Genomic DNA, 22106 nt, shown 5'->3' with positions numbered 1-22106 from the left:
CTCCCGCCCGAGGGCGGGAGGCCGGCGACCGGATCGGGTGCCGAGACCGGAGCCCGGTTCGGGCCGCGGGTCCGGGATCGGACCGGTTCGGGCCGCGGGCCCGGGGCGAGGCCGAGCCGGTCGATGGCCGGAGACCGGATCGGACCGGTGATCAGACCAGGTCCCAGCTCATGGGGGTGCCCAGAGGGACGTCCCGGGTGAAGACGCGGCCCAGGACGTCGGACAGCGCGTCGGGATGCAGGCCCCCGGCGGGGCGGATCGAGCGGACGTTGCGTTCGCTGACCTTCTCACCCGCCCGCACGTCGGCCACCACGTACAGGGAGCGCCGGAAGCGCAGCCCCTCCCGCTCACCGGGCCGGGGTCCGATCCGCGCCGAACCCAGCGACTGCCAGGCCCGCTCGCTCTCCACCACCAGCGTCGCCAGTTCGGCCGGCTCCAGGGAGAAGGCCGAGTCGACGCCACCGTCGTTCCGGTCGAGCGTGACGTGCTTCTCGATCAGACAGGCACCCAGCGCGACCGCGGCGAGCGCCGCGCCGATCCCGGGAGTGTGGTCCGACACCCCGACGACCGCGCCGGTCAGGCCGGCGAGCAGCGGCAGGGAACGCAGGTTGCTGTCCGCGGGGGAGGCGGGGTAGGAGGCGGTGCACGACAGCACGGCCAGCTCCGCGCAGCCCGCTTCCCGGGCCGCCTCGACGGCGGCGTGGATCTCCCCGGCCGTGGCCATGCCGGTGGAGATGATGAGCGGCCTGCCGGTGGCCGCCACCAGCCTGATCAGCGGCAGGTCCACCACCTCCGAAGAGGCGATCTTGTAGGCGGGGACGTCCAGCGACTCCAGGAACTCGACCGCCGTGGGGTCGAACGGGGAGGAGAACGCCACCAGCCCGCGCTCCCGGGCCCGCTCGAAGATCGGCCGATGCCACTCCCAGGGGGTGTGGGCCCGCTCGTAGAGCCGGTAGAGGTTGTCGCCGCCCCACAGCTCGTGGTCCTCGCCGATGCGGAAGGCGGGGCCGTCGGCGTCGACGGTGATGGTGTCGGCGCGGTAGGTCTGCAGCTTGAGCGCGTGCGCTCCCGCCCGCGCCACGGCGTCCACGATGGCCAGGGCCCGGTCCAGGTCGCCGTTGTGGTTGCCGGACATCTCGGCGATGACGAAGGGGGCGTGGCCGGAGCCGACGGACCGGCCCGCTATGGAGATCACGATGCTTCCTCTCGGTCGAGCCGGACGACGACGACCTCGCGCGGCACGCCGCCCACGTCGCGCAGGTAGGAACCGACCTCGGTGAACCCGAAGCGCCGGTGCAGCCGCCGTACCGCGTCGTTGTCCGCCAGCACCTCACCGCGGAGGGAGCGCAGACCGAGCGGGCCGAAGGCGTGGCCGACGGCGGCCCGCTCCACGCCGAACCAGGCGCGCAGCAGCCGCCCGGACCGCTCCAGCCCAGCGACGTCCAGGTAGAACCCCCACGTGGCGCCGTCGCCGGCGGCGAGGCCGGTGAAGGTCACCACCCCGGCCGGGACCCCGTCGTGCTCGTAGAGCAGCACCTCGCGGTCCGGGTCGCCGCGGACCGCCCGCCACCAGCGGGCATGCTCGGCCGCCCCGATCTCGTGCGTGGTGAAGCTGGCGGCCCTGACCTTCGGATGGTTGCGCCAGCGGCGGACCGTCTCCAGATCGCCGTCGTCGATACGTCTCAGCACATTACCTCCCGTGTTCGGGAACAGGCAGAGCGTAGCGGCCCGAGGTGAGGGCGGCCCCAGAGTTGGGCAAAGAGCGGGCCATGGGGAGGCAGGCTCCTTCATGGGAGGCGCCGGGCGAGAGCATCGTGGGCCATGACTCACTGGACGCCCTCGACCGGAGGACTTTCGTTGAAAGCGCCATTGCTCAGTGTCGTCGTGCCGTTCCACAACGTGGTGAGCTATATCGAGGAATGTCTGACCTCCCTCGCCGCGCAGACTCTCGAAGACGTCGAGTTCGTCCTCGTCGACGACGGCTCCGGGGACGGCAGCGACGTGATCGCCAAGGGGTTCGCGGCCCGGGACCCCCGGTTCCGCATCCTGCGTCAGGAGACCCGGGGGCCGGGTCCGGCCAGGAACCTGGGCATCCGGCACGCCCGCGGCACCTACCTCGCCTTCGCCGACAGCGACGACGTCGTCCCGGAAGGAGCCTACGAGCTGCTGGTGGGCTCCCTGGAGGAGACGGGCTCCGACATCGCCTGCGGCGCGGTCCGCAGGCTCACCCCCGAGGGGCTCGTCCCCTCCTCGCTGCACGTGAAGCTGTTCAGGAAGCCGAGGCCGCGCACCCACATCAGGGACTGCCCCGACCTGATCCGTGACCGGACGGTGTGGAACAAGGTCTACCGCCGTTCCTTCTGGGACGGGCAGGGCCTCGAATTCCCCTCCGGGCTCTACGAGGACGCGCCGGTCGCCGTCGCCGCGCACGTCCTGGCGTCGAGCGTGGACCTGCTGAACGAGGTGGTCTACCACTGGCGGCTGCGTGACACGGGCGACGCGTCGATCACCCAGCGGCGGATGGAGGCGTCCAACCTGGAGGACCGGGCCGCCTCGCTGTGCCGGGTCCAGGGCTTCCTGGCCGAGCGCGCCCCCAAGCTCAAGCGGGCCTTCGACGAGATGGTCGCCACCTGGGACGTGCGGTTCGTCTACGAGGCGCTGGAGGAGGCCGGTGAGGAGGAGGCGCACAGGCTCCTGGATGCCGTGCTCCCCTGCGTCGAGGCGCTCCACCCCTCGGTGGTGGCCGGGCTGGGCGCCGCGCGGCGGCTGGAACTCTACCTGCTCCGCCATCGCATGGTGCCCGAGCTGCGCGAGGTCCTGCGCTTCCGCCGCGAGGAGGAGGTGCGGGTGGTGCGCCGGGGCCTCCGCAACCCCCGGTGGTACGCGGCCTACCCCTTCTTCGAGGACCGCTCCCGCGGCATCCCCTCCGAGGTCTACGAGGTGACCCAGGAACTGGTGCTGCGGCTCCACACCGACCGGGTGCGCTGGTCGGGCGGGCGGCTCCTGGTCGAGGGGCGGGCCTCCATCAAGCGGCTCGACGAGCGGAACAGCAAGATCAAGGTCTGGCTGGCGGGGCGGAAGAAGCCCCGGAAGAAGACGCGGATCGCGCTCCCGGTCCGGCAGGACGGGGCCGCCTTCGTGGCCGACGTGCCGGTGAACACCCCCGGCCGGTGGTCGTTGCACGTGGAGGTGTCGGCCAACGGGATGCGCCAGAGCGGCGTCGTGCGCGCGGCCCGGCGGCAGCTGCCGCGGGCCCCGCGCGCCGGGGCCCGGGCGGGGCTCGGCAAGGGCGGCCGGCTGGCGATCCGGGTCCGGGGCAACGGGTGAGCCACGCCCCGCGGTTGGTCAAGAACAGGCATGGAGAAGTCCAGGCGGTTGCAGAGAGTCACGACTCGATGGCCGATCGTCGCCATGCTGGAACGCATGAGGGCCTATTCGTTGGACGACGTTCACGCGACCCGCAAGCGAAGAGACTCGTGGTGGACCGTCTTCCTCGTCGACCCGGTGGCGTGCAGGCTCACGCTGCTCGTCGCCAACCACACGGCCATCACCCCCAACGGGCTCACCCGCCTGTCACTGATCCTCGGGATGTGCTCCGCGGTCTGCTTCGGATTCGGACAGCTGGTCGCGGGGGCCCTGCTGTTCTACGTGAGCTTCGCGGTCGACTGCATGGACGGGAAGATCGCCCGGCTCAAGGGCACGGGGACCGCCTTCGGCCTCTGGCTCGACTACGTGGGCGACCGCATCAGGGTGGTCTGCTGCGCCGGAGGCCTGGCGTTCGGGCAGTACGCGGCGACGGGGGATCTCGCCTTCGTCCTGCTCGGCGCGGGGGTGGCCGTGCTCGACCTGTTCCGTTACGTGAACGCGCCGCAGATGAAGCGCGTGCGTGAGGTGGTCAAGGAGAACCGGCTCACGTGCCTGACGCAGGCCGGGATCGCGGTGCGCGCCGAGCCCATGATGCGTACCGGGGCCGCGGTGCACGTCGGGGCCGCGGTGCGCGCCGAGCCGGTGGCACGCGCCGAAACGGCGGCGCACGCCCGGCCGATGGCGCACGCCGGGGCCGGCACCGGCCCCGTGGGGGTCGTCGCGTTCGCCGACCGGGTGGAGCCGCTGATCCCCAGGGCGGCGCGGCGGCCGAAGCTGCCGCGCAAGCTGGGCAGGCTGCTCGCCCGCCACCGGGTGCGGAGCCACCTGATCAGCGGCATCGAGTTCCACGCCGCGGTGTTCGTCGTCGCGCCGCTGGTCGGCAGGGCCGCGCTGGTGCCCGTCGCGGTCGTGGCCGGGATGCTGCTTCTGCTGAACGAGGTCTTTTTGATCTACCGAATGTGGCTCTTCGCCCGGGTGGCGTCCGTCGTGCCGCTCCCGCAGGAAGCGCCGCGCGTATCCGTCTGATCAAGTTCTACGGGGGTTCGCTGTCATGCAGTCCGACCGACCGATCTTCGTGATCGGCTGCCCGCGCTCGGGCACCACCATGCTGCAGCTCATGCTGCATTCCCACCCGCGCATCGCGGTGCCGCCGGAGACGCGGTTCGTGGTGCCCGGGTACTACCGCAGGTTCTCCTTCGGCGACCTGCGGGAGGAGCACAACCGGCGCAGGCTCGGCCGGTGGATCGTGACCGACAAGGACACCAAGTTCAAGGAGCTCAAGCTCGACGGTGACCGGCTGATCGACGACATCGTCGCCGGCCCGCCGACGCTCGGCTCGGCGATGGGCATCACCTTCCGCTCCTACGCCGAGCAGTACGGCAAGTGCCGCTGGGGCGACAAGCGGCCCAGCTACTACCACCACGTGGACCTGCTGCTGCGGCTCTTCCCGGACGCCCAGTTCGTGCACCTCATCAGGGACGGCCGTGACTGTGTGGCGTCGCTGAAGGAGATGCCCTGGTACACCAAGGACGTCTTCCACGCGGCGGTCAACTGGGCCGAGGCGATCGACTTCGGCCGCCGGCACGCCAAGAAGCTTCCCGCGGACAGCTACTACGAACTGCGCTACGAGGACCTGACGGCCTACCCCGAGACCGAGCTCGGCAAGCTGTGCGACTTCCTCGGCGAGGACTACGACCCGGCGATGGCCGAGCCGTACCACGTGGCCAGGGTGGCGATCCCGCAGCACAAGGTCTGGCACAGCAACACCCACGGTGACGTCACCACCGCCCGGACCGGCTCGTGGAAGAGCAGGCTGGAGCCCTGGGAGATCTCGCTGTGCGAGACCGTCCTGGCCGAGCGGCTGACCGCCAACGGCTACCAGCTGACCGGCGCGCCCAAGGCGGACCGGGCCCATGTCGAGGCGTGCGAGAAGGCGGCGTCGAAGCGGCGCTGGGCCCGCAGGCGCAAGGCGGTCCGCGACCGCTTCCACCGCCTGCGCGAGCCGGGGCCGGTCGCCGCGCAGCTCACCAGCCGGCAGCTGGGCGAGCTGGCGAAGGTCTGACCATGAAGCCGGATCGGCCGATCTTCGTCCTGGGCTGTCCCCGATCGGGGACCACGATGCTGCAGCTCATGCTGCACGCCCACCCCCGCATCGCGATCCCCCCGGAGACCCGCTTCATGGTCTCCACCTACCAGCGGCGGCTCGAATTCGGCGATCTCAACGACTCCGAGCGCAGGCGCGAGCTGGCCGAATGGGTGGTCAACCGGAGCCAGACGCGCTTCCACGAGCTGAAGCTCGATCGCGAGGAAGTGGTCCGCGAGATCGTCGCCGGGCCGCCGACGCTCGGCTCGGCGCTGGGCATCGTGCTGCGCGCGTACGCGGCCAAGCACGGCAAGCCGCGCTGGGGCGACAAGCGGCCGTCGTACTTCCAGTACACCGACGTGCTGCTGCGGCTCTTCCCGGACGCCCAGTTCGTGCACCTGATCAGGGACGGCCGCGACTGTGTGGCGTCGCTGAAGGAGATGCCCTGGTACACCGGGAGCGTCTACAGCGCGGTCTCCGTCTGGGCCGAGGCGATCGACTTCGCCCGGCACGGCGCGCCGAAGCTCCCCGAGGGCAGCTACCACGAGCTGCGCTACGAGGACCTGACCGCCGAGCCCGAGGCGCACCTGCGCAGGTTGTGCGACTTCCTCGGCGAGGACTTCGACCCGGCGATGTGCGAACCGCGTGCGGTGGCGGGCATCGCCGTGCCCGCGCACAAGACCTGGCACGCCCGCACCCACGACGAGGTGACCCCGGAGCGGGCCGGCTCCTGGCGGCAGCGGCTCGACGCCGGCGAGATCTCGCTGTGCGAGAGCGTGCTCGGCGACCGGCTGGAGACGTACGGCTACGAGCTCAGCGGGGCGCCGAAGGTCGACAAGTCACGGATGGTCTCCTACGAGCGGACCGCCGCCAAACGGAAGCTGGCCAGGGTCAAGCGCGTCGCCTTCGACCGGCTGATCCGGCTGCGCGAGCCGAACCCGCTGGGTGCCCGGCTCACCTCCGCCCAGATCGTGCTGGCCGGGGTGCCGATGCCGCGCAACGAGCCCGTGACGGTCAACGGGTGACCTGTTCGAACAGTTCCTCCCAGCGGTCCAGGACGCGGTCCGGGCGGAACGCCTCGGCGTGCGCGCGAGCGGCGGCACCCAGTCGCCGCCGCTCCGGGGCCGAGGCCATCAGGCCGCCCAGCGCGTCGGCGAGGCCGGCCACGTCGGCCGGGGGCACCAGCAACCCGGTCCTGCCGTGCGGGACCAGCGACCTGACCCCGCCCGACACGTCGAACGCCACCGAGGGCACCCCGTAGGACGCCGCCTCGGCGAGCACCAGCGGCAGGCCCTCGTGCTCGCTGGACAGGCCGAGCACCGACCCGTTCAGGTACTCGCGGGCCATCTCCGGCGCGGGCACCGTGCCGCGGAACACCACCCGGTCGGCCACCCCGCACGCCGCGGCGTGCTCCCGCAGCCTGTCACGCTCGGCGCCCTCGCCGATCAGGTGCAGCTCCCAGTCCCCGTCCGCGTTCCGGCGGGCGCGGGCGAAGGCCGAGATCAGCCGGTCGAACCGCTTGACGCCCTCCAGCCTGCCGACCCCCAGCACCCGGTGGGCGGTCAGGCCGGCGGTCCGGTCCGGCCAGGCGGGCAGCGGGTTGGGGATGGACCAGGTGTTGGGCAGCAACTCCTGCTCGGAGAACCGCCACGCGTCGTCCTCGCTGAGGAAGACCGCCTTCTCCAGGGTGCCGTAGTGGCGCCGTACCGAGCGGAGGTGCCAGGACCCGCGGGCGTGCTCGTAGGAGCCGTGGTACTGCCCGATCGGCAGCAGCCGCCCGGGCAGCAGCGCCTTGACGCGGGTCACCACGCTGGGCGAGGTGAGCACCGCGAAGCCCGGCCCCACCTGGCGGAGGAGCCTGCCGAGTGCCCGGTGCTCGCGCCGCCTGGCGAGCCGGGAGAGCCTGCCCACGGGCGCCCGGTGGATCACATGGTGGGCGTAGCGTGGCCGCTCCACGTAGCGGAACGGGCTCTCGGCCCGGTGCAACCCGATCACGTGCACCTCGTGTCCCCGCTCGGCCAGCCCCTGGGCGACGGTGTGCGTGACCCGCTGGATCCCGCCGAGGGTGTCGGCGTCCATGCAGGCGAACACCACGGCTCCCGCCCGCCCGCCGCTCACCGCGGCCACCCCGGCGGTCGCTTGACCACCCGCCGTGTCACGGTGCGATGCCACGGCACGGGCGGGCCCGCACCCGGGACCGTCGCCCCGTCGGGGGGTGCCGCCCCGCCGTTCGGGGTCGTCGTCCCGGCACCCGGGATCGTCGCCCCGCCGGGGGGTGCCGCCCGGCCGGACCGGGTGAGCGAGGTCGCCGCGCGGTCCGGCGGGACGGGGACGCGCTCCTCCGCGGCCGGTGGCCGGGCGTGCCGGTCGGCCGGATCCGGGAGCCGCGGGGGAACCGGCGCGGGAGCGCCGGTCCGGGCGGTCCCGAAGAAGGCGTCCACGACCCTCGCCGCGGCGTGGCCTTTCTCGTCGGCGCACCACAGCTCGCGGAAGGCGGCGTACTTCGCGGCGAACGACGCGCTCACCGCGTCGAGGTCGCGTAACGCCTCGATCAGCTCCCCGGTGGTGGTCAGGCACGGGCCGGGGGCGATGGCGGGCAGGTCGTGGTAGACCCCTCGCTCCGTCCTGCGGTACTCGTCCCAGTCGTCGATCAGGAACAGCATCGGCCGTCCGGTGACCGCGTAGTCGCACATCAGCGAGGAATAGTCGGTCAGCAGCGCGTCCGAGGCCAGGATCAGGTCGTTGACCTCGGGGTAGGACCCGGCCTGGCGGACGAAGTGGCGCAGGTGCTCCGGGACCCGGTAGCGCTCGACCGGGTGGGTCCGCAGGATCACCGTCCAGTCGCCGGCCAGCGCCTCGGCCATCATCGTCAGGTCGGCCCGGACCGACCGCCCCGACCGCTTGGCCCGGTCCCGGTAGGTGGGCGCGTACAGCAGCACCTTGTGCCCCGGGGGGATCTCCAGCCGGTCCCGCACCCGCCTGACCGCCTCGTCGTCGCCGTGGACGAGCACGTCGCAGCGGGGCGAGCCGTGACGCAGCACCGGCCCCCGGTAGCCGTTGGCGGGTATGAAGACCCGCTCGAACTCGGCGCTCGGTGAGACCAGCGCGTCCCAGCGCGCCACCGCGTCCCGCCACCGCCGCCTCGGCCCGTCGAAGTCGGCCCGCAGGTCGGGCGCGTCGAAGCCGATCGACTTGATGCCCTGGCCGTGCCAGGTCTGCAGGTAGCGCGTGCCGCGCGGCTTGGGGTAGGCCAGCGGCAGTCCGTGGCTGTCGACCCAGTAGCCGGCCCGGGCCATCGTCCAGATGTACCGCCAGCTCATCCGTCGCACCAGCTTGACGTCGGAGGGGAAGGCGCGCCGGTTCCCGGCGACCGACCAGACCGCCTCGATCGGCGCCCCGCGCCGCCTGAGTTCCTCGTAGATGTAGCGCGGGCTGCCGGTGTACCCGGCGCCGACGTCCGACTCGAACAGCGCCAGGTCCCTCCGGGGCGGCAGGACCCTGATCAGCGTCCGGTAGACGCGGAGCTTCGCCTCCGGCCCGCCCAGGCGCCGCAGCAGCCGGGTGCGGGCCCGCCGCAGCCGGGGGACCTGCCGGAGCAGCCCCGTGCGCCGCCATGTCACCCGCAGCGCCGCGGCCGCCCCCTCCGCCCTGACCGTGACCCGGTGTCCGGGCACCGGGACGGTGAGCGGTTCGACGGCGGGGACGACGAGCAGCCGGTCGGAGGTGACGTGGCCGTCGGCGCGGACGACCGACACGACCGGGTCGTCGTGGCCGTCGAATCCCAGCCGGCCGGGGCGGACCGCGGCCAGGTCGACCGTCACCTCGCTCAGGTGGCCGCCGTCCGCCTGCGGGCGCGGTGTCAGCGGCACCCGGTGGCCGCGCAGCCGCAGGAACGCCGTCCAGCCGGGATGGGCGGCGAGCACCCCGAACGGGTCGTAGGTCCTGATCGCCAGCGTGATCCGGGTGCCCTCACCGGTGACGGCCGCCTCGTGGCGGAGCCGGCTGGCGGTGTAGGGCAGTTCGGCCAACCGGAGCGGGGTGATCTCCCGCCTCGGGTCGGGGGCGCCGCCCCAGTAGGTGCGCCCGTCCCGCCGCGTGGCGAGGCGCGGCGGAGCCTTCGGCCCGTTCAGCGACCGGGCGGCGACCAGGAGCTCGTCGGGCCGGCCGTCGAGGATGAAACTGCAGCAGACCCGGATCAGCGGGTCCATCGGCTCGAACACCTCCGGAGTGAACTCCGCCAGGTAGGGCCGGGTCACCGCGACGAACTCCGCGATCCACGCCGGGTCGCGGGAGGGCAGCGGGTTGAGGTAGACCCGCAGGTCCTGGCGGACGAAACGGCGCTGCCGCTCGTGGACCAGGTGCCCCAGGCCGTTCCGGCGCAGGATGTCGTCGCTCAGCCGGGCCGCGGCGATCCTGGAGCGGACGTTGGCCATCTCGGTGATGCTCAGCGAGATCGACGGTCGCGCCGAGCTCCCGGCCGCGCTCCGGTGCCACAGGTAGACCACCCACGGCACCACGGCGAACCGGCGCGCGGCGCAGTACAGGGTCGTGCTGAAGACGTGGTCCTCGTAGTGCATGTCCTCCCGGAACGGCAGCCGCCGCACCAGGTCGGTCCGGTAGAGCTTGTTGGTGCTGAAGGAGTCGAGGAACATCTCCGGTTCCCGCGCGATCCCCTCGACCGTCCTGCGCCGGGCGAAGAGGGCGGGGTAGTAGCTCGACGTCTTCCCGGTGCGCTCGTAGAGCCGGGAGATCTGCCCGGTGACGAAGTCGGCGCCGGTCCGCTCGATCTCCAGCAGCATGCTCTTGCAGGCGTGCCTGGTCAGCTCGTCGTCGCTGTCCAGGAACATCACGTACGGCGCGCGGGCCGCCGCCACGCCCCTGTTGCGCGGGGCCCCGCAGCCGCCGCTGTTGACCTCGGCACGCAGGTAACGGACGCGCGGGTCCCGGCGCTGGAGCTCGCGCACGACGTGTTCGGTGTCGTCGGTGCTCGCGTCGTCCGAGACGATCACCTCGACGTTGCGCAGGGACTGGCCGAGTACGGAACGTACGGCCCTCGGCAACCGCGCCGCGTCGTTGTAGGTGATGATGACAACGCTGCATTCCGGGACATTGATCACGGTCTGGGGTATTCCCGGAAAGAACTAGGCGTTGTGCTGCTTGTTCAGTGATGACGGTGTTTTGAGTGTTATGTGAAACAAGCGAGGGGGGAACCTGGCCGCCCCGGACGTCCGTGCGGCCCCCTACCGCATGCCGGCGGACATTCCCGGCGCCCGCGTCCTCGGCGACGGACGGACGGTGACGGCGACCCGGCCGGTCACGTCCGAGGTCACGTTCCTGACGACGGGCTGGACCGGCGAGGCCCCCGCGATCCCCAAGGGTTGCGAGTCGCGGCGCGTCCGTTGGCGGCCTGCCGCCGAGCCCCGGCGGGACCACCGCTCCCGGCCGAGATCGTCCGATGGAAGGTGCCGGGACGAGCCACGGGGGAGACGCGCGCCTCCGCCGGACGAGCGCGGCCGGTGCGCGGATTCCGGAGTTCCCGCGCCGCGGGCGACGCGACGGCCAGGTGGTCGCGAGTGCGGATCCGGCGCTCGCCGACCGGCTCCGCGGCCGCGGGCACGGCCCCGTGACCCCCGGTGTCCGCCGGACCGGCGTCGCGGGACGCCGGGACCGGTTCCGGGCGGGTCCTGAGGTCGCGCAGCTGCGGGACGACGAGCGGCACGGTGCGGAACATGACCGTCAGCCAGGCGCTCACCAGCAGCGCGTAGAGTCCCAGTCCGATCCGGCCGAACAGCTCCGAGTCGAGCTGGACGGCCAGCGCCGCGGCGCCGGTCACGCACGTGCCGACCGGGAAGGTGAAGCTCCACCAGGTCATCGCGAACGGCAGGCCACCGCGCCGGGCGGTGCGGAGCAGGAAGAACGCGGACACCGCCAGCCAGATCAGCGCCAGGGTCAGTACCGGCACGCCGTACCAGAGTCCGAAGGCGGCCATTTCCGGCACCAGGCGGCCGAGCAGGTTGACGGCCGTGACCGACTGGCCGAGCGGGCCGAGCACGATGAGCAGCGTCGGGACCAGCGTGGCCGGGCCTGGCCCGTGCGCCCTGATCCGGCACACCAGCCCGACCAGGATCGGGATGACCACGAGCAGGCTCAGACCGTACAACGCGTAGCAGGTGATCACCAGCGCCGTCCGCAGCGAGCCCGCGTGCGGGACCAGGTACGCGCCGCAGGTCGCCGCGACCATGGGCGGCACCACGGGCATCAGCCAGGCGCCGGACACCTCCTCCAGCCGGAGCCGGTGCCGGGTGATCATGAGCCGGGGGACTCCGATCAGGGTGGCCAGGCCGAGCAGTGTGCCCGCCGTCCACAGCACCGCGTCGACGGCGATCGCGGCGGGCAGGCCGATCAGGTCGCGGCCGTAGACGAGGGTGCCCGCGCCGACGGTCAGCAGGGCCATCGGCGGCGCGCCCAGGAAGGGCGAGCTCGCCGGGTCGAACGGGCGGTTCCGCCAGGTGAACGCCAGCCCGACGAGCATGACGCTCGCCAGCAGCCACACCGCCGTGGCCAGGGGGCGCAGGGCGGTGAAGTGGGAGGGCAGGGCGGTCGCGACGATGCCGGTCCCCATGACCGTCGCATACCAGTTCGCAGGCATGCGTCCGATGATGTGAGGGTCGCTTGAAACTCGCTTGCAACATACTTGGCCAAGGGGTGGACGGGACAAGTGAGGCGGGCGAAACATGGGCTTCACAAACGCGTGCTTCGCAGACGGGGAAGCCCTCCGGGCTCGGCGGGCGCTCGACCGGCCCACCGTGAGGGGAAGGCCTTACCTTCCTGACGGGCGGTGACGTCCGCCGGCCACCGGCGGCGAGTCGGAGGAGAGGGGGCCGGTACTCGACGGCGGGCCCGGAGAAAGGGGCGGCCGGTACTCGGTGGCGGGCCCGGAGAGAGGCGACCGGTACTCAGTGGCGGTGACCGGCGCGGCGGACCAGCCAGGCGATCAGGGCGACGGCCGTCAGAGCGGCGAGCAGCGGGGCGATGCGCTTGAGCAGCGGGATGCCCGCGACCTGGAGCAGGTTCAGCGCCTCCTCGTCGGGTGTGAGCGAGGTGCGCGCGGTGCCCGCCGGGTGGGACTCGCGCGGCGGAACCTCCTCGGTCCGTCCGGGAGGCGTGGACACCGCGCTGAGGTGCCGCCTCCTTCCGGTCTCCTCCGCGGCCGTCCCGGCCGGTCGGACCGGACCCGGGCCGGTGGTGTCCGAGATCGCCGGGAACTCCTCGGCCTCGGATCCGGCTGCCGTCTCGGCGACGGAGGCCTCCGACCCCGTCTCCGAGACGGCCAGGGCGGTCGGGGTCGCCGGCTGGGCGGCGGTCGGGGCCGTGGTCGCGGGCTCGGCGACGTGGGGTGCGGTCGCGGGCTCGGGGGCGTGGGGTGCGGTCGCGGGCTCGGGGGCGTGGGCCGTGGTCGCGGGCTCGGCGGCCGGGCTCTTGCCCAGCAGGTCGGCGAGGTTGGCCGCGAACCGTTCGATCAGCTTGGCGCCGACCTCGGCCATCACGCCGCGGCCGAACTGGGCCGGGCGGCCGGTCACGTTGAAGGTGGTGTCGACGGTGACGCGGGTGACGGCGTCGGCGGGGTGGAGCCGGGCGACGACCGTGGCGCCGGCGGTGCCCGCGCCCCGGGCCTCCTTGCCGGACGCCTTCATGGTCAGGGAATGCGTGTCCGCGTCCACGTTCTCGAAGGCGGCCTCGCCCTGGTAGGTCACCGTGATCGGCCCGACCTTCACCTTCATCCGGCCGGTGAAGGAGTCGCCCTCCACCTTGTCCACGGCGGCCCCCGGCAGGCAGGGAGCCACCCGCTCGACGTCCAGCAGCACCGGCCACGCCTGCTCGACCGGCACCGGAACCGTGAACTCGTGCTCGAACCGCATTGCCATCGATCCGCTCCTTGTCGGCCGGTCGCGTGGCCGCCGCTGCGACGTCGCGACTACACGGGGGCGTATCACCAGTATGACGCTGTGGGGACTGAAAAACTCGGTAGCTGTTTGCACCTTTTGCGTACGTCTGTGCCGCGGATCCGGTCAGCGTACTCACCCGGTTCACCCGGCGGGTGCCGCCGGGACCGGGACCGGACCGGGAGCGCGGGGCGGGCAGCGGGTAGCCCGCCCCGCGCGGATCGGCCGTTCCACGGCTCGGCCGGCCGGGACGAGCAGGTCCCGGCCGGCGCGGGGTCAGCCGGCCGCGGCCCTGACCGCCCTGGCGGTCAGCACCCTGGCCAGGTGACGGCGGTAGTCGGGCTGGGCGTGCAGGTCGGCCGGGGGCGAGGTGCCGTCGTCCGCCTCGGCGCACGCCTCCCTGACCGGATCGGTTCCGCCGGCCGCCACGGGTGAGAGGTCCACGCCGCGCAGCGCCGTCTCCACCGCCTCCGCACGCACCGGTGTGGGCCCCATGTTGGTCAGCCCGATCCTGGCCTCCTCGACGGCGCCGCCGGTCTGCCGCACCGCGGCGGCCACGCCGACGATCGCCCAGGACTGCGCGGTCCGGTGGAACTTCTCGTAGTGGAATCCCCACCCGGCGCCGAGCACCGGCACCCGGACGCCGACCAGCACCTCGCCGGGTTCGAGCGCGGGCTCCAGGTAGTCGACGAAGAACTCCGCCGCCGGGATCTCCCGCTCGCCCTCCCCGGACCGGACGACGAACACGCAGCCCAGGGCCAGGGCGACCGCGGGCAGGTCACCCGCCGGGTCGGCGTGGGCCATGGAGCCGCCGAACGTGCCGCGGTGCCGCACGGCCGGGTCGGCCACCGTGGCCGTCGCCAGCGCGACCAGCGGAGTCTTCTCCCGTACCACGCCGGAGCGCACCACCTCGTCGTGCGTGGTGAGCGCGCCGATGAACACGTGGTCGCCGCGGTCCTCGACGCCGCGGAGCTCGGGCAGGCGCCCGAGGTCGACCAGCGCGGACGGGTAGGCGAGCCGGAGCCGCAGCAGCGGCAGCAGCGACTGGCCGCCCGCCAGCACCTTGACGTCGTCGCCCGCGGCGGCGGCCTCGCCGAGCACCCGGCAGGCCTCCTCCAGCGTTCCGGGCCTGACGTAGTCGAACGACGCGGGAATCATCCGGCGCCTCCCTCGGTCGGTGCCGGTCCGCCTTCCGCGGCGGTGCCGGCGGTGGTCCAGGTTCCGGGGGCGGTCCCGGCCCCGGTCCCGGTTCCGGCGGCGCGCGCCTCGGCGACGGTCCGCCAGATCCGCTCCGGTGTGCAGGGCATGCGGACGTCGTGCACGCCGTACGGGCGCAGCGCGTCGACGACCGCGTTGACGACGGCCGGGGTGGAGGCGATGGTCCCGGCCTCGCCGACCCCCTTGACACCCAGCGGGTTGCTGGTCGCCGGGGTCTCGGTGCGGTCGGTGACGAAGTCGGGCAGGTCGGCGGCCGACGGGATCAGGTAGTCGGCCATCGTCGTGGTGAGCATGTTGCCCTCCCCGTCGTAGACCGCCTCCTCGAACAGGGCCTGGGCCACACCCTGGGCGATGCCGCCGTGCACCTGGCCCTCGACGATGAGCGGGTTCACCACGGTGCCCACGTCGTCGACCGCCACGTACGACCGGATCTTCACCGCGCCGGTCTCGGTGTCCACCTCGGCCGCGCACAGGTGGGTGCCGTGCGGGAAGGAGAAGTTGTCCGGGTCGAAGGTGGCGTCGGCGTCCAGCGCGGGCTCGAAGCCGTCGGGGAGGTCGTGCGCGGCGAAGGTGGCCAGCGCGAGCTCCTGGATGGTCTTGCCCGAGCCGGTGCCGCGGACCCGGAACGAGCCGTCGGCGAACTCGATGTCCTCGACCGCGGCCTCCAGCATGTGCGCGGCGAGCTGCCTGGCCCGGTCCTTCACCTTCTCGCAGGCGGCCAGCACGGCGACGCCGCCCACCGCCAGCGAGCGGGAGCCGTAGGTGTCCATGCCCTTGTGCGAGACGGACGTGTCGCCGTGCAGCACGGAGACGTCCTCGAACGGCACGCCCAGCGCGTCGGCGACGATCTGGCTCCAGGCCGTCTCGTGCCCCTGGCCGTGCGGGGAGGTGCCGGTGACGACCTCGACCTTGCCGGTGGGGAGCATGCGGACCGTGGCGTGCTCCCAGCCGCCCGCGCCGTAGCTGAGGCTGCCGAGCACGCGCGAGGGCGCCAGGCCGCACATCTCGGTGAAGGTCGACACGCCGATGCCGAGCTGCACCGGGTCACGCCGCTCGCGCCGGTCGGCCTGCTCGGCCCGGAGTTTGTCGTAGCCGAACAGGGCGAGCGCCCGATCGGTCGCCGCCTCGTAGTTGCCGGAGTCGTAGGTCAGCCCGGCGATCGTGGTGTACGGGAACTCGTCGTGGGCGATCCAGTTGCGACGCCGCAGTTCGACGGGGTCCACGTCCAGCTCGTGGGCGAGCTCGTCCATCGCGCGCTCGATCGCGAACGTCGCCTCCGGGCGACCCGCGCCCCGGTAGGCGTCGGTCGGCATCTTGGTGGTGAAGACGCCCGTGCAGGTGAAGTCGTAGGCGTCCATCTTGTAGATGCCGTTGTACATGAACGCGCCGAGCAGCGGAATGCCCGGTGTGACCAGCATCAGGTAGGCGCCCATGTCGGCGAGCAGGTCCACCTTGACGCCCCGCAGGCGCCCGTCCCGGTCGGCGGCGACGGAGATCCGCTGGAGCTGGTCGCGGCCGTGGTGCACGGTCAGGTTGCCCTCGGAGCGGGACTCGGTCCACTTCACCGGCCTGTTCAGCCTGCGCGCCAGCAGGAGCGCGAGCACCTCCTCGGCGGTGACCTGGAGCTTGGAGCCGAAACCGCCGCCCACGTCGGGGGCGACCACGCGCAGCCGGTGCTCGGGGATCCCGGTCGTCAGCGCGAGCATGACGCGCAGCACGTGCGGGATCTGGGTGGCCGAGTAGAGGGTGAAGGTCTCGCCGTCGGTGGTGGCCACGACCGCGCGCGGCTCCAACGCGGTCGGGATGAGCCGCTGCTGCACGTACGTGCGCTCGACCACCACGGGCGCGTCGCGGAACGCCGCCTCGATGTCGCCTCCGGCGAACTTCCAGGTGAACGCCCGGTTCCCGGCCTCGTGGACCTTGGGGCTGCCCTCGGCGAGCGCCGCGGTCATGTCGAGCACCGGTTCCAGCGGTTCGTAGTCGATCTCGATGGCGTCCAGGGCGTCGGCGGCCTTGTACCGGTCGGTGGCGACCACGCAGGCCACCGCCTCACCGACGTAGCGGACCTCGTCCACGGCCATGGGCGGGTGGTCGGGGATGACGATGTCCTCGGTGACCGGCCAGGCGCAGGGCAGGCTGCCCTGCTCGTCGGCGAGGTCTCGGCCGCTGACGACGGCCACCACACCGGGCTGGCTCCGCGCGGCCGAGGTGTCGACCCGGGTGATCCGGGCGTGGGCCATGGGGCTGCGCAGGAAGGCCACGTACAGCATGCCCGGGAGCTGGATGTTGTCGGTCCACATGGTCCGGCCGGTGACCAGCCGGGAGTCCTCCTTGCGCCGGCGTGCCCTGCCGACCTCGTGTGCCGGGGACGGGCGGCCGAGCTGGTCGCTCTCGGCGATCTGTTCGCCGATCAGGCCGGCGTCGAGCTGTTCGGTCATGCCGTCCTCACCTCCTGCCGCGACATCTCCTGGGCGCCGCGCCGCACCGCCCGGATGATGTTGCAGTAGCCCGTGCACCGGCACAGGTTGCCTTCGAGCCCTTCCCGCACGGCCTCCTCCGACGGGTCCGGATCGTCCTTGAGCAGGTCGATCGCGGCCATGATCATGCCGGGGGTGCAGTAGCCGCACTGCAGGGCGTGCTCCTCGTGGAAGGCCCGCTGCATGGGGTGCCACTCGGTGCCCTGCGCCAGGCCCTCGATGGTGACGACATCACTCCCGTCGGCCTGCACGGCGAGCACGGAGCAGCTCTTCGCGCTCCTGCCGTCGAGCAACACGGTGCAAGCGCCGCAGTTGCTGGTGTCGCACCCGATCGGCGTGCCGGTCTTGCCGAGGCGGTCGCGCAGCAGGTGGACGAGGAGGAGACGCGGCTCGACCTCCTCCTCGTATTCGACTCCGTCCACGGTGACGGTGATTCGGGGCATATGTCCTCCAGATGCACCCAGAAGAAAGTGGAGAAGTGAAAGCCGACAGAAGTGAACGTACGCCCCTGTAGTTCCCGGTCAAGCCCCTCTTCAAGCTCTTCCACGCCACCGCCCGGAGCTCCGGTCCGGCGCCCTGCCCGGCACTCCGCCCGGGGCTCCGGGTGGCTTGCGTTCCAGGTTCCGGGTGGCTTGCGTTCCGGGTTCCGGACGGCTCGTGTTCCGGACCCCGGGCGGCTCGTGCCCTGAACGGTTGCGCCCCGGATCCCGCCTCAGGCCTGCCCGTCCCCCGTTCGCGCGGGCGGGTTGTGCCGCGAGTACTCCCCGAAGCTCCAGCGGAGCGGGCTGGCGCCCCGGACGAGCACGGCCCGGTCCAGCTCGAACCCGACCAGCCGCTGCGCGCCCGGGACGTCCTTCGGATCCCAGTCGACGCGGGCGCGGCCGGTCAGGTGCAGCGCGTCGCCGTGGTCCCAGTCGAGGAAGAGCAGGGCGCAGCTCTCGTCCAGCTCCAGGTTCCCCAGCGTCATGTACATCGAGTTGCCGACGTAGTCCGGCCAGACCAGCCGCCGCTCGTCCACCACCCGCACGAAGCCCGGGTTGCCGCCCCGGTGCGACAGGTCGGCGCCGAGCCCGGCGGCCCTGGTGGCGACGAAGAACGTGTCGGCCGCCTCGATCCACGCCCGGTGACCGCCGGTGAGCGCCGCCACCGGCGAGGCCCCGGCTGTGGTCCCGGCGGTGGTCCCGGCGGACTCCCCGATGATCTCCCGCGTCTGGAGGTACTTGGGGCAGTTCGCATAGGTCTGTTCGGTGCGGACGACCAGCCGCCCGCCCTCTCGCGTGACCGTGCCGTTGACCCGCATCCTCCGCCTGGTCCACGGCTCGATCGCGAGCATTCCGATCTCGCCGCCGTCCAGCCCGGCCAGCGGATCGTGCTCGCCCGGCACCGTGTCGATCACGATCGTCCGGTCGTCCACGGCGCGGACGAACCCCTCGCGGCCGGTCAGGACGGTCGCCCACAGGCGCTCGTCCGGATCGGCGGCCCCGATCAGCAGCATCCGCTGCCGGGCCAGGAACTCGGCCGCCACCGCGGGGATCTCGGGTCGCATCCTGGCCGAGCCCAGCGCCACGGCACGCACCCCGGCCCGCCGCTGCACCGCCAGCTCTCCCGCGTGCTCCACGGCGGTCAGAAGAAGCCGCAGGTCGGAGCGGCGCCCCCCGGTGCGGGGGACGTCCCGGCGCCGGTGGGCGCGTAGATCTCCAGCCGGATCCCGTCCGGATCCTCGAAGAACACGCCACCCGAGGACGCCCCTTCGCGGTGCGCCACCACGCCGTCGTGGTGGAGCGTCGCGCCGATCTCCCTGATCACGTCCTCCGCCCGGCGGACCGCCTCGATGTCGGGCACCTGGAAGGCCAGGTGGTGCAGCCCGGGCGTCCCGGTGGCGAAGCGGCCCTCGCTCTGCTGCCAGAGGGTCACCATGAGCCTGCCGTCGAGCCCGAGGAAGGCGTACCTGCGGTCCGCGTCGGTGGACTCGCCGAGAACCTCGAACCCGAAGACCTTCCGGTAGAAGTCCCTGGACGCGTCGAGATCGGAGACGTTGAGGCCGATGTGACCGGTCTGGAAGGTCATCTGTCTTCTCCCGTCGCATATCTAACGGATCGTCCCGTTAGGTTGGTACCCATAATCTAACGGAAGACATAGATTTTTACCGTTAGTAATTTGTGACATGCGTCACTCGCGACAGAGGATGTGGGGCGCTCCCGGAGCCGGTCGCCTGTGCGCGGACGGTGGTGGGTCGCCCGTGCGCCGGCCGCGGTGGGTCGCTTGTGTGCCGGCCGCGGTGGGTCGCTTGTGTGCCGGCCGCGGTGGGTCGCCCGTGCGCCGCCGACGGTCGGTCGCCTTCGTGCTCCGGTGGCGGCCGGCCGCCCAGGCGCCGGCCGTCACGCCCGCGGTGTCAGCCGTCCTTGTGCCGGCGGTGGTGGCGAGCCGCCCGGGCCCGGTTGCCGCAGCTCACCGAGCACCATTCCTGGCGGGCGTGCTCCTTGACGAAATAGAGCACGCAGCGCGGGGCGGGGCAGGCGCGGAGCTGGTCGCACCGGGGCCCGCCCAGGAACTCGACCGCCGAGGCCGCGAGCGTCGCGCGGATCCGCGCGGAGTCCGTCGCCTCGACCGCCGGGACGATCCGCACGGCCGGGGCGCCCTCGGCGGGCCACTCCAGGCGCGGGGCCAGCGGGACGGCGAGGGCGGCGGCGTTGACCAGGGCCAGCGCGTCGCCGAAGCCGGGCAGCAGGTGCGCGTCCGCGCTGCTGGCCGGGCCCGGCGCGACGGCTCTGGCGAACAGCGACCGGACGGCCTGCCGCAGCTCGACCACCTCGCGGCGCAGCTCCTCCGAGGCGACGAAGCCGGGGTCGAGCCCCAGCTCGGTGGCGTGCGCCCGGCCCCAGGCGGTCATGCCGTCGACGTCGGCGAGCGTGTCCGTCAGCCCCGCTCGGGTGGCGCGGATCGTGCTGACGAACTCCAGGACTGGCATCCCCTGATTCTAATGCTTTCTACGGCCTGTTATCCGTATGAATCTAGCGGCGGACCGCCTTGACCAGGATGGCGACCAGACCGGCGAGGCCCAGGCCGCTCACCACGACGGGGAGCATGGCCAGCGGCTCGATCGACGGGGCGTTGACGAAGACGATCCCGACGCCGATGAACAGCACCCCGCTGAGCAGCGCCATCCAGTCGGTACGGTGCAGCAGGCGGCGCTCGGGCCGCGCGGGGCCGGATCCCCCGGCGGTGGACGGGTCCATGTCAGGCCGCACGGCGCACCTCCACGTCACCGATGCCCGCCCTGACGTTCAGCACGATGGTCGCCACGTCGCCCGCCGGGGGCACCTCCGGCTCCAAGATCTTGCGGTGCTGGACGTCGGCGCCCCCCTCCACCGTGTGGTCGATCTTCACGTCGCCGAACTTGGTGAAGCCGTGGACCTCCGCCCTGACCGTCGCGGGCAGGATCACGCTGATCTCGCCGACGGAGACCGAGGCGTCCACGATCGTCCGCGACCCCGGCGGCAGGGACAGCTCGCTGAGATCCAGGCTGCCCTCGCCCACGCCCACCGAGTAACTCCGGGCGACGTCGGACAGCTTGACGGGATGCCAGTCGTAGGTGCCGAACTTCCTGGGCATGCCGCCCACCGTGGATCCCGCGATCAGGGCGATCGACAGGATGGTGCCCGCCGCGACCAGGGCCGCGCCCCGGCCGATCCAGGCGGCGACCAGGAGGCCGCCCCCGATGACGACGAGCATCGCACCACCGGCGACCGTCATGTTGACCGGTCCCGAGGCCGACTGGATCGCCACGATGATCCCTCCAACGATCATGGCCAGGCAGATGGTCACGCCCCCGACGAACGACCTGGGCCGCCGCGGCCGGAGCGCCGTCCGCGTCGGCGGGCCGTACCCGGCCGGGGCGTACGGCGGGCCGTAGGACGGGTACCCCTGCCGCCTGCGCGGGTCGAGCGGCTGGTAGGGGCCGTACGGTGAGAACGGCTCACCCGAGGAGTCGTAGGACGGCCCGGCGGGGCGGTACGGGTCTTCGTACATCCTCCCGCGGCCTGGCCCGGGGGCGGTGGGACCGGGCGCGGGGGCCGCGGATCCCCCGGAGTCCGGCGGGGCCTCGGCGGCGGACTCCGGACCGGCGGGCGCGGGGGCGGCGGGGGCCGCGGATCCCCCGGGGCTCGGCGGGGCCTCGGCGGCGGACTCCGGACCGGCTGGCCCGGGGGCGGTGGGACCGGGCGCGGGGGCGGCGGGCTCGTACGGCTCCGTGACCGTTCGCGCGTCCGCCGGGGCGGCGTCCTGCCGGGCGGCGGTGGTGAAGGGGGCGGGTGCGGGAGTGCCGGCGGGGGCGGCGGTGGTGAAGGGGGCGGACGCGGGCGCACCGGCGGTGGTGAACGGGTCCTGGACCCGGCCCGGGGCGGCGAACGCGCCCGGCGCCTGCCCGAAGGCGCGGGGCGGGCGGCGCCTGCGCAGCCGGTCGGGCAGCGACCGGGTCAGCGCCAGCAGGTCGACCCCGCGCGCGTGGGCGGCGAGCAGGGCGACGGCGAACAGGGTGCCGACGACGACCGTGCCGGTGCCGATGCCGCCCGAGGAAATGTTGATGATCAGTCCGAACGCGAACACTCCGGCCAGCAGGGCCAGCACGGTCTCGCTGTCGATCTCGCGCCGGGTCCACTGCTCCAGGTGGCCGGGCCCGCCGTCGGTCTCGCGCATCAGCAGGAAAGCCGCGATGTAGAGCATGATGCCGATCCCGGAGCCGAGCACCAGCACCGCGAAGCCGACCCGGAACAGCACCGGGTCGATGCCGGTGTAGCGCCCGAGGCCGGCGCAGACCCCGGTGAGCATGCGTCCCTCGTCACTGCGCTGCAGGTGCCCCTCGCCGGGGAGAGGGGCAGATGGCGAGTCGGACGCGGTGCTCGCCGGGTCTGGTGTGTGCCCGGTTTCGGTCATGCTCTCATCGTGGCCTCTCCCCGCCGCCCGCGCATCCGGGAGACCCCTGAGCCGTCCCCGAGAGGCGGGGACCCTCTCAGGGTCGCT

The 22106-nt window shown here is 72.9% G+C and carries 18 protein-coding genes; 4 read left to right on the top strand and 14 right to left on the bottom strand.

Annotated features, from left to right (window positions below):
* Window positions 1-151: 151 nt before the first annotated feature.
* Both pseI and ABD841_RS27570 read right to left on the bottom strand, forming a co-directional pair.
* On the bottom strand, window positions 152-1195 hold the full coding sequence (gene pseI / locus ABD841_RS27575; protein WP_344977904.1) for a pseudaminic acid synthase: 1044 nt from the start codon (window positions 1193-1195) through the stop codon (window positions 152-154).
* Window positions 1192-1689 (bottom strand): GNAT family N-acetyltransferase, encoded by a 498-nt coding sequence (locus ABD841_RS27570; RefSeq protein ID WP_344977902.1) that lies wholly within the window; start codon window positions 1687-1689, stop codon window positions 1192-1194. The genes pseI and ABD841_RS27570 overlap by 4 nt, the downstream gene beginning before the upstream one ends.
* Before the next feature lie 168 nt (window positions 1690-1857).
* On the opposite strand from ABD841_RS27570, the gene ABD841_RS27565 reads away from it, so the two are divergent.
* The 4 genes from ABD841_RS27565 to ABD841_RS27550 all read left to right on the top strand — a co-directional run bounded on the left by ABD841_RS27565 (window position 1858) and on the right by ABD841_RS27550 (window position 6474).
* Entirely contained in the window at window positions 1858-3327 is a 1470-nt protein-coding gene (locus tag ABD841_RS27565) for a glycosyltransferase family 2 protein (protein ID WP_344977900.1), read from the top strand.
* A gap of 96 nt (window positions 3328-3423) precedes the next feature.
* Window positions 3424-4392, top strand: a complete 969-nt coding sequence (locus ABD841_RS27560) for a CDP-alcohol phosphatidyltransferase family protein (RefSeq protein WP_344977898.1) — start codon at window positions 3424-3426, stop codon at window positions 4390-4392.
* A 25-nt stretch (window positions 4393-4417) separates the two neighbouring features.
* On the top strand, window positions 4418-5428 hold the full coding sequence (locus ABD841_RS27555) for a sulfotransferase family protein (protein ID WP_344977896.1): 1011 nt from the start codon (window positions 4418-4420) through the stop codon (window positions 5426-5428).
* 2 nt (window positions 5429-5430) lie between these two features.
* Window positions 5431-6474 carry a sulfotransferase family protein gene (locus ABD841_RS27550; protein WP_344977894.1) on the top strand — a complete coding sequence of 348 codons (1044 nt, stop codon included), beginning with the start codon at window positions 5431-5433 and terminating at the stop codon, window positions 6472-6474.
* On the opposite strand, the gene ABD841_RS27545 is transcribed toward ABD841_RS27550, so the two are convergent.
* The 12 genes from ABD841_RS27545 to ABD841_RS27490 all read right to left on the bottom strand — a co-directional run bounded on the left by ABD841_RS27545 (window position 6464) and on the right by ABD841_RS27490 (window position 22019).
* Window positions 6464-7567, bottom strand: a complete 1104-nt coding sequence (locus ABD841_RS27545; protein ID WP_344977892.1) for a glycosyltransferase — start codon at window positions 7565-7567, stop codon at window positions 6464-6466. The two genes, ABD841_RS27550 and ABD841_RS27545, sit on opposite strands and share 11 nt — an antisense overlap.
* The gene (locus ABD841_RS27540) at window positions 7564-10566 is read right to left on the bottom strand and encodes a bifunctional glycosyltransferase/CDP-glycerol:glycerophosphate glycerophosphotransferase (protein ID WP_344977890.1); all 3003 of its coding nucleotides are present in this window, start codon (window positions 10564-10566) and stop codon (window positions 7564-7566) included. Before ABD841_RS27540 ends, ABD841_RS27545 begins: the two co-directional genes overlap by 4 nt.
* A gap of 209 nt (window positions 10567-10775) precedes the next feature.
* Window positions 10776-12098, bottom strand: coding sequence for an SLAC1 family transporter (locus ABD841_RS27535; RefSeq protein ID WP_344977888.1), 1323 nt, complete (start codon window positions 12096-12098; stop codon window positions 10776-10778).
* Window positions 12099-12405: 307 nt separating this feature from the next.
* Window positions 12406-13374 carry an SRPBCC domain-containing protein gene (locus tag ABD841_RS27530; protein WP_344977886.1) on the bottom strand — a complete coding sequence of 323 codons (969 nt, stop codon included), beginning with the start codon at window positions 13372-13374 and terminating at the stop codon, window positions 12406-12408.
* A 294-nt stretch (window positions 13375-13668) separates the two neighbouring features.
* Window positions 13669-14550 (bottom strand): FAD binding domain-containing protein, encoded by an 882-nt coding sequence (locus ABD841_RS27525; protein ID WP_344977884.1) that lies wholly within the window; start codon window positions 14548-14550, stop codon window positions 13669-13671.
* A complete protein-coding gene (locus ABD841_RS27520) occupies window positions 14547-17048 on the bottom strand; it encodes a xanthine dehydrogenase family protein molybdopterin-binding subunit (protein ID WP_344977882.1) in 2502 nt (833 codons plus the stop codon). Before ABD841_RS27520 ends, ABD841_RS27525 begins: the two co-directional genes overlap by 4 nt.
* A complete protein-coding gene (locus ABD841_RS27515; RefSeq protein ID WP_344977880.1) occupies window positions 17045-17530 on the bottom strand; it encodes a (2Fe-2S)-binding protein in 486 nt (161 codons plus the stop codon). Before ABD841_RS27515 ends, ABD841_RS27520 begins: the two co-directional genes overlap by 4 nt.
* A 269-nt stretch (window positions 17531-17799) precedes the next feature.
* Window positions 17800-18705 carry a pyridoxamine 5'-phosphate oxidase family protein gene (locus ABD841_RS27510; protein ID WP_344977878.1) on the bottom strand — a complete coding sequence of 302 codons (906 nt, stop codon included), beginning with the start codon at window positions 18703-18705 and terminating at the stop codon, window positions 17800-17802.
* 5 nt (window positions 18706-18710) lie between these two features.
* The gene (locus ABD841_RS27505) at window positions 18711-19154 is read right to left on the bottom strand and encodes a VOC family protein (protein ID WP_344977876.1); all 444 of its coding nucleotides are present in this window, start codon (window positions 19152-19154) and stop codon (window positions 18711-18713) included.
* A 325-nt stretch (window positions 19155-19479) separates the two neighbouring features.
* Window positions 19480-20055, bottom strand: coding sequence for a CGNR zinc finger domain-containing protein (locus tag ABD841_RS27500; RefSeq protein ID WP_344977874.1), 576 nt, complete (start codon window positions 20053-20055; stop codon window positions 19480-19482).
* Window positions 20056-20098: 43 nt separating this feature from the next.
* Window positions 20099-20335, bottom strand: coding sequence for a hypothetical protein (locus tag ABD841_RS27495; RefSeq protein ID WP_344977873.1), 237 nt, complete (start codon window positions 20333-20335; stop codon window positions 20099-20101).
* Entirely contained in the window at window positions 20325-22019 is a 1695-nt protein-coding gene (locus tag ABD841_RS27490; RefSeq protein WP_344977871.1) for a PspC domain-containing protein, read from the bottom strand. Before ABD841_RS27490 ends, ABD841_RS27495 begins: the two co-directional genes overlap by 11 nt.
* Window positions 22020-22106 lie beyond the last annotated feature (87 nt).

It is taken from the genome of Streptosporangium fragile (assembly GCF_039534445.1).
GTDB classification, from domain to species: Bacteria; Actinomycetota; Actinomycetes; order Streptosporangiales; family Streptosporangiaceae; genus Streptosporangium; species Streptosporangium fragile.
The sequence above is the reverse complement of the archived record's forward strand: the minus strand, read 5'-3'. Positions and strand labels throughout refer to the sequence as shown.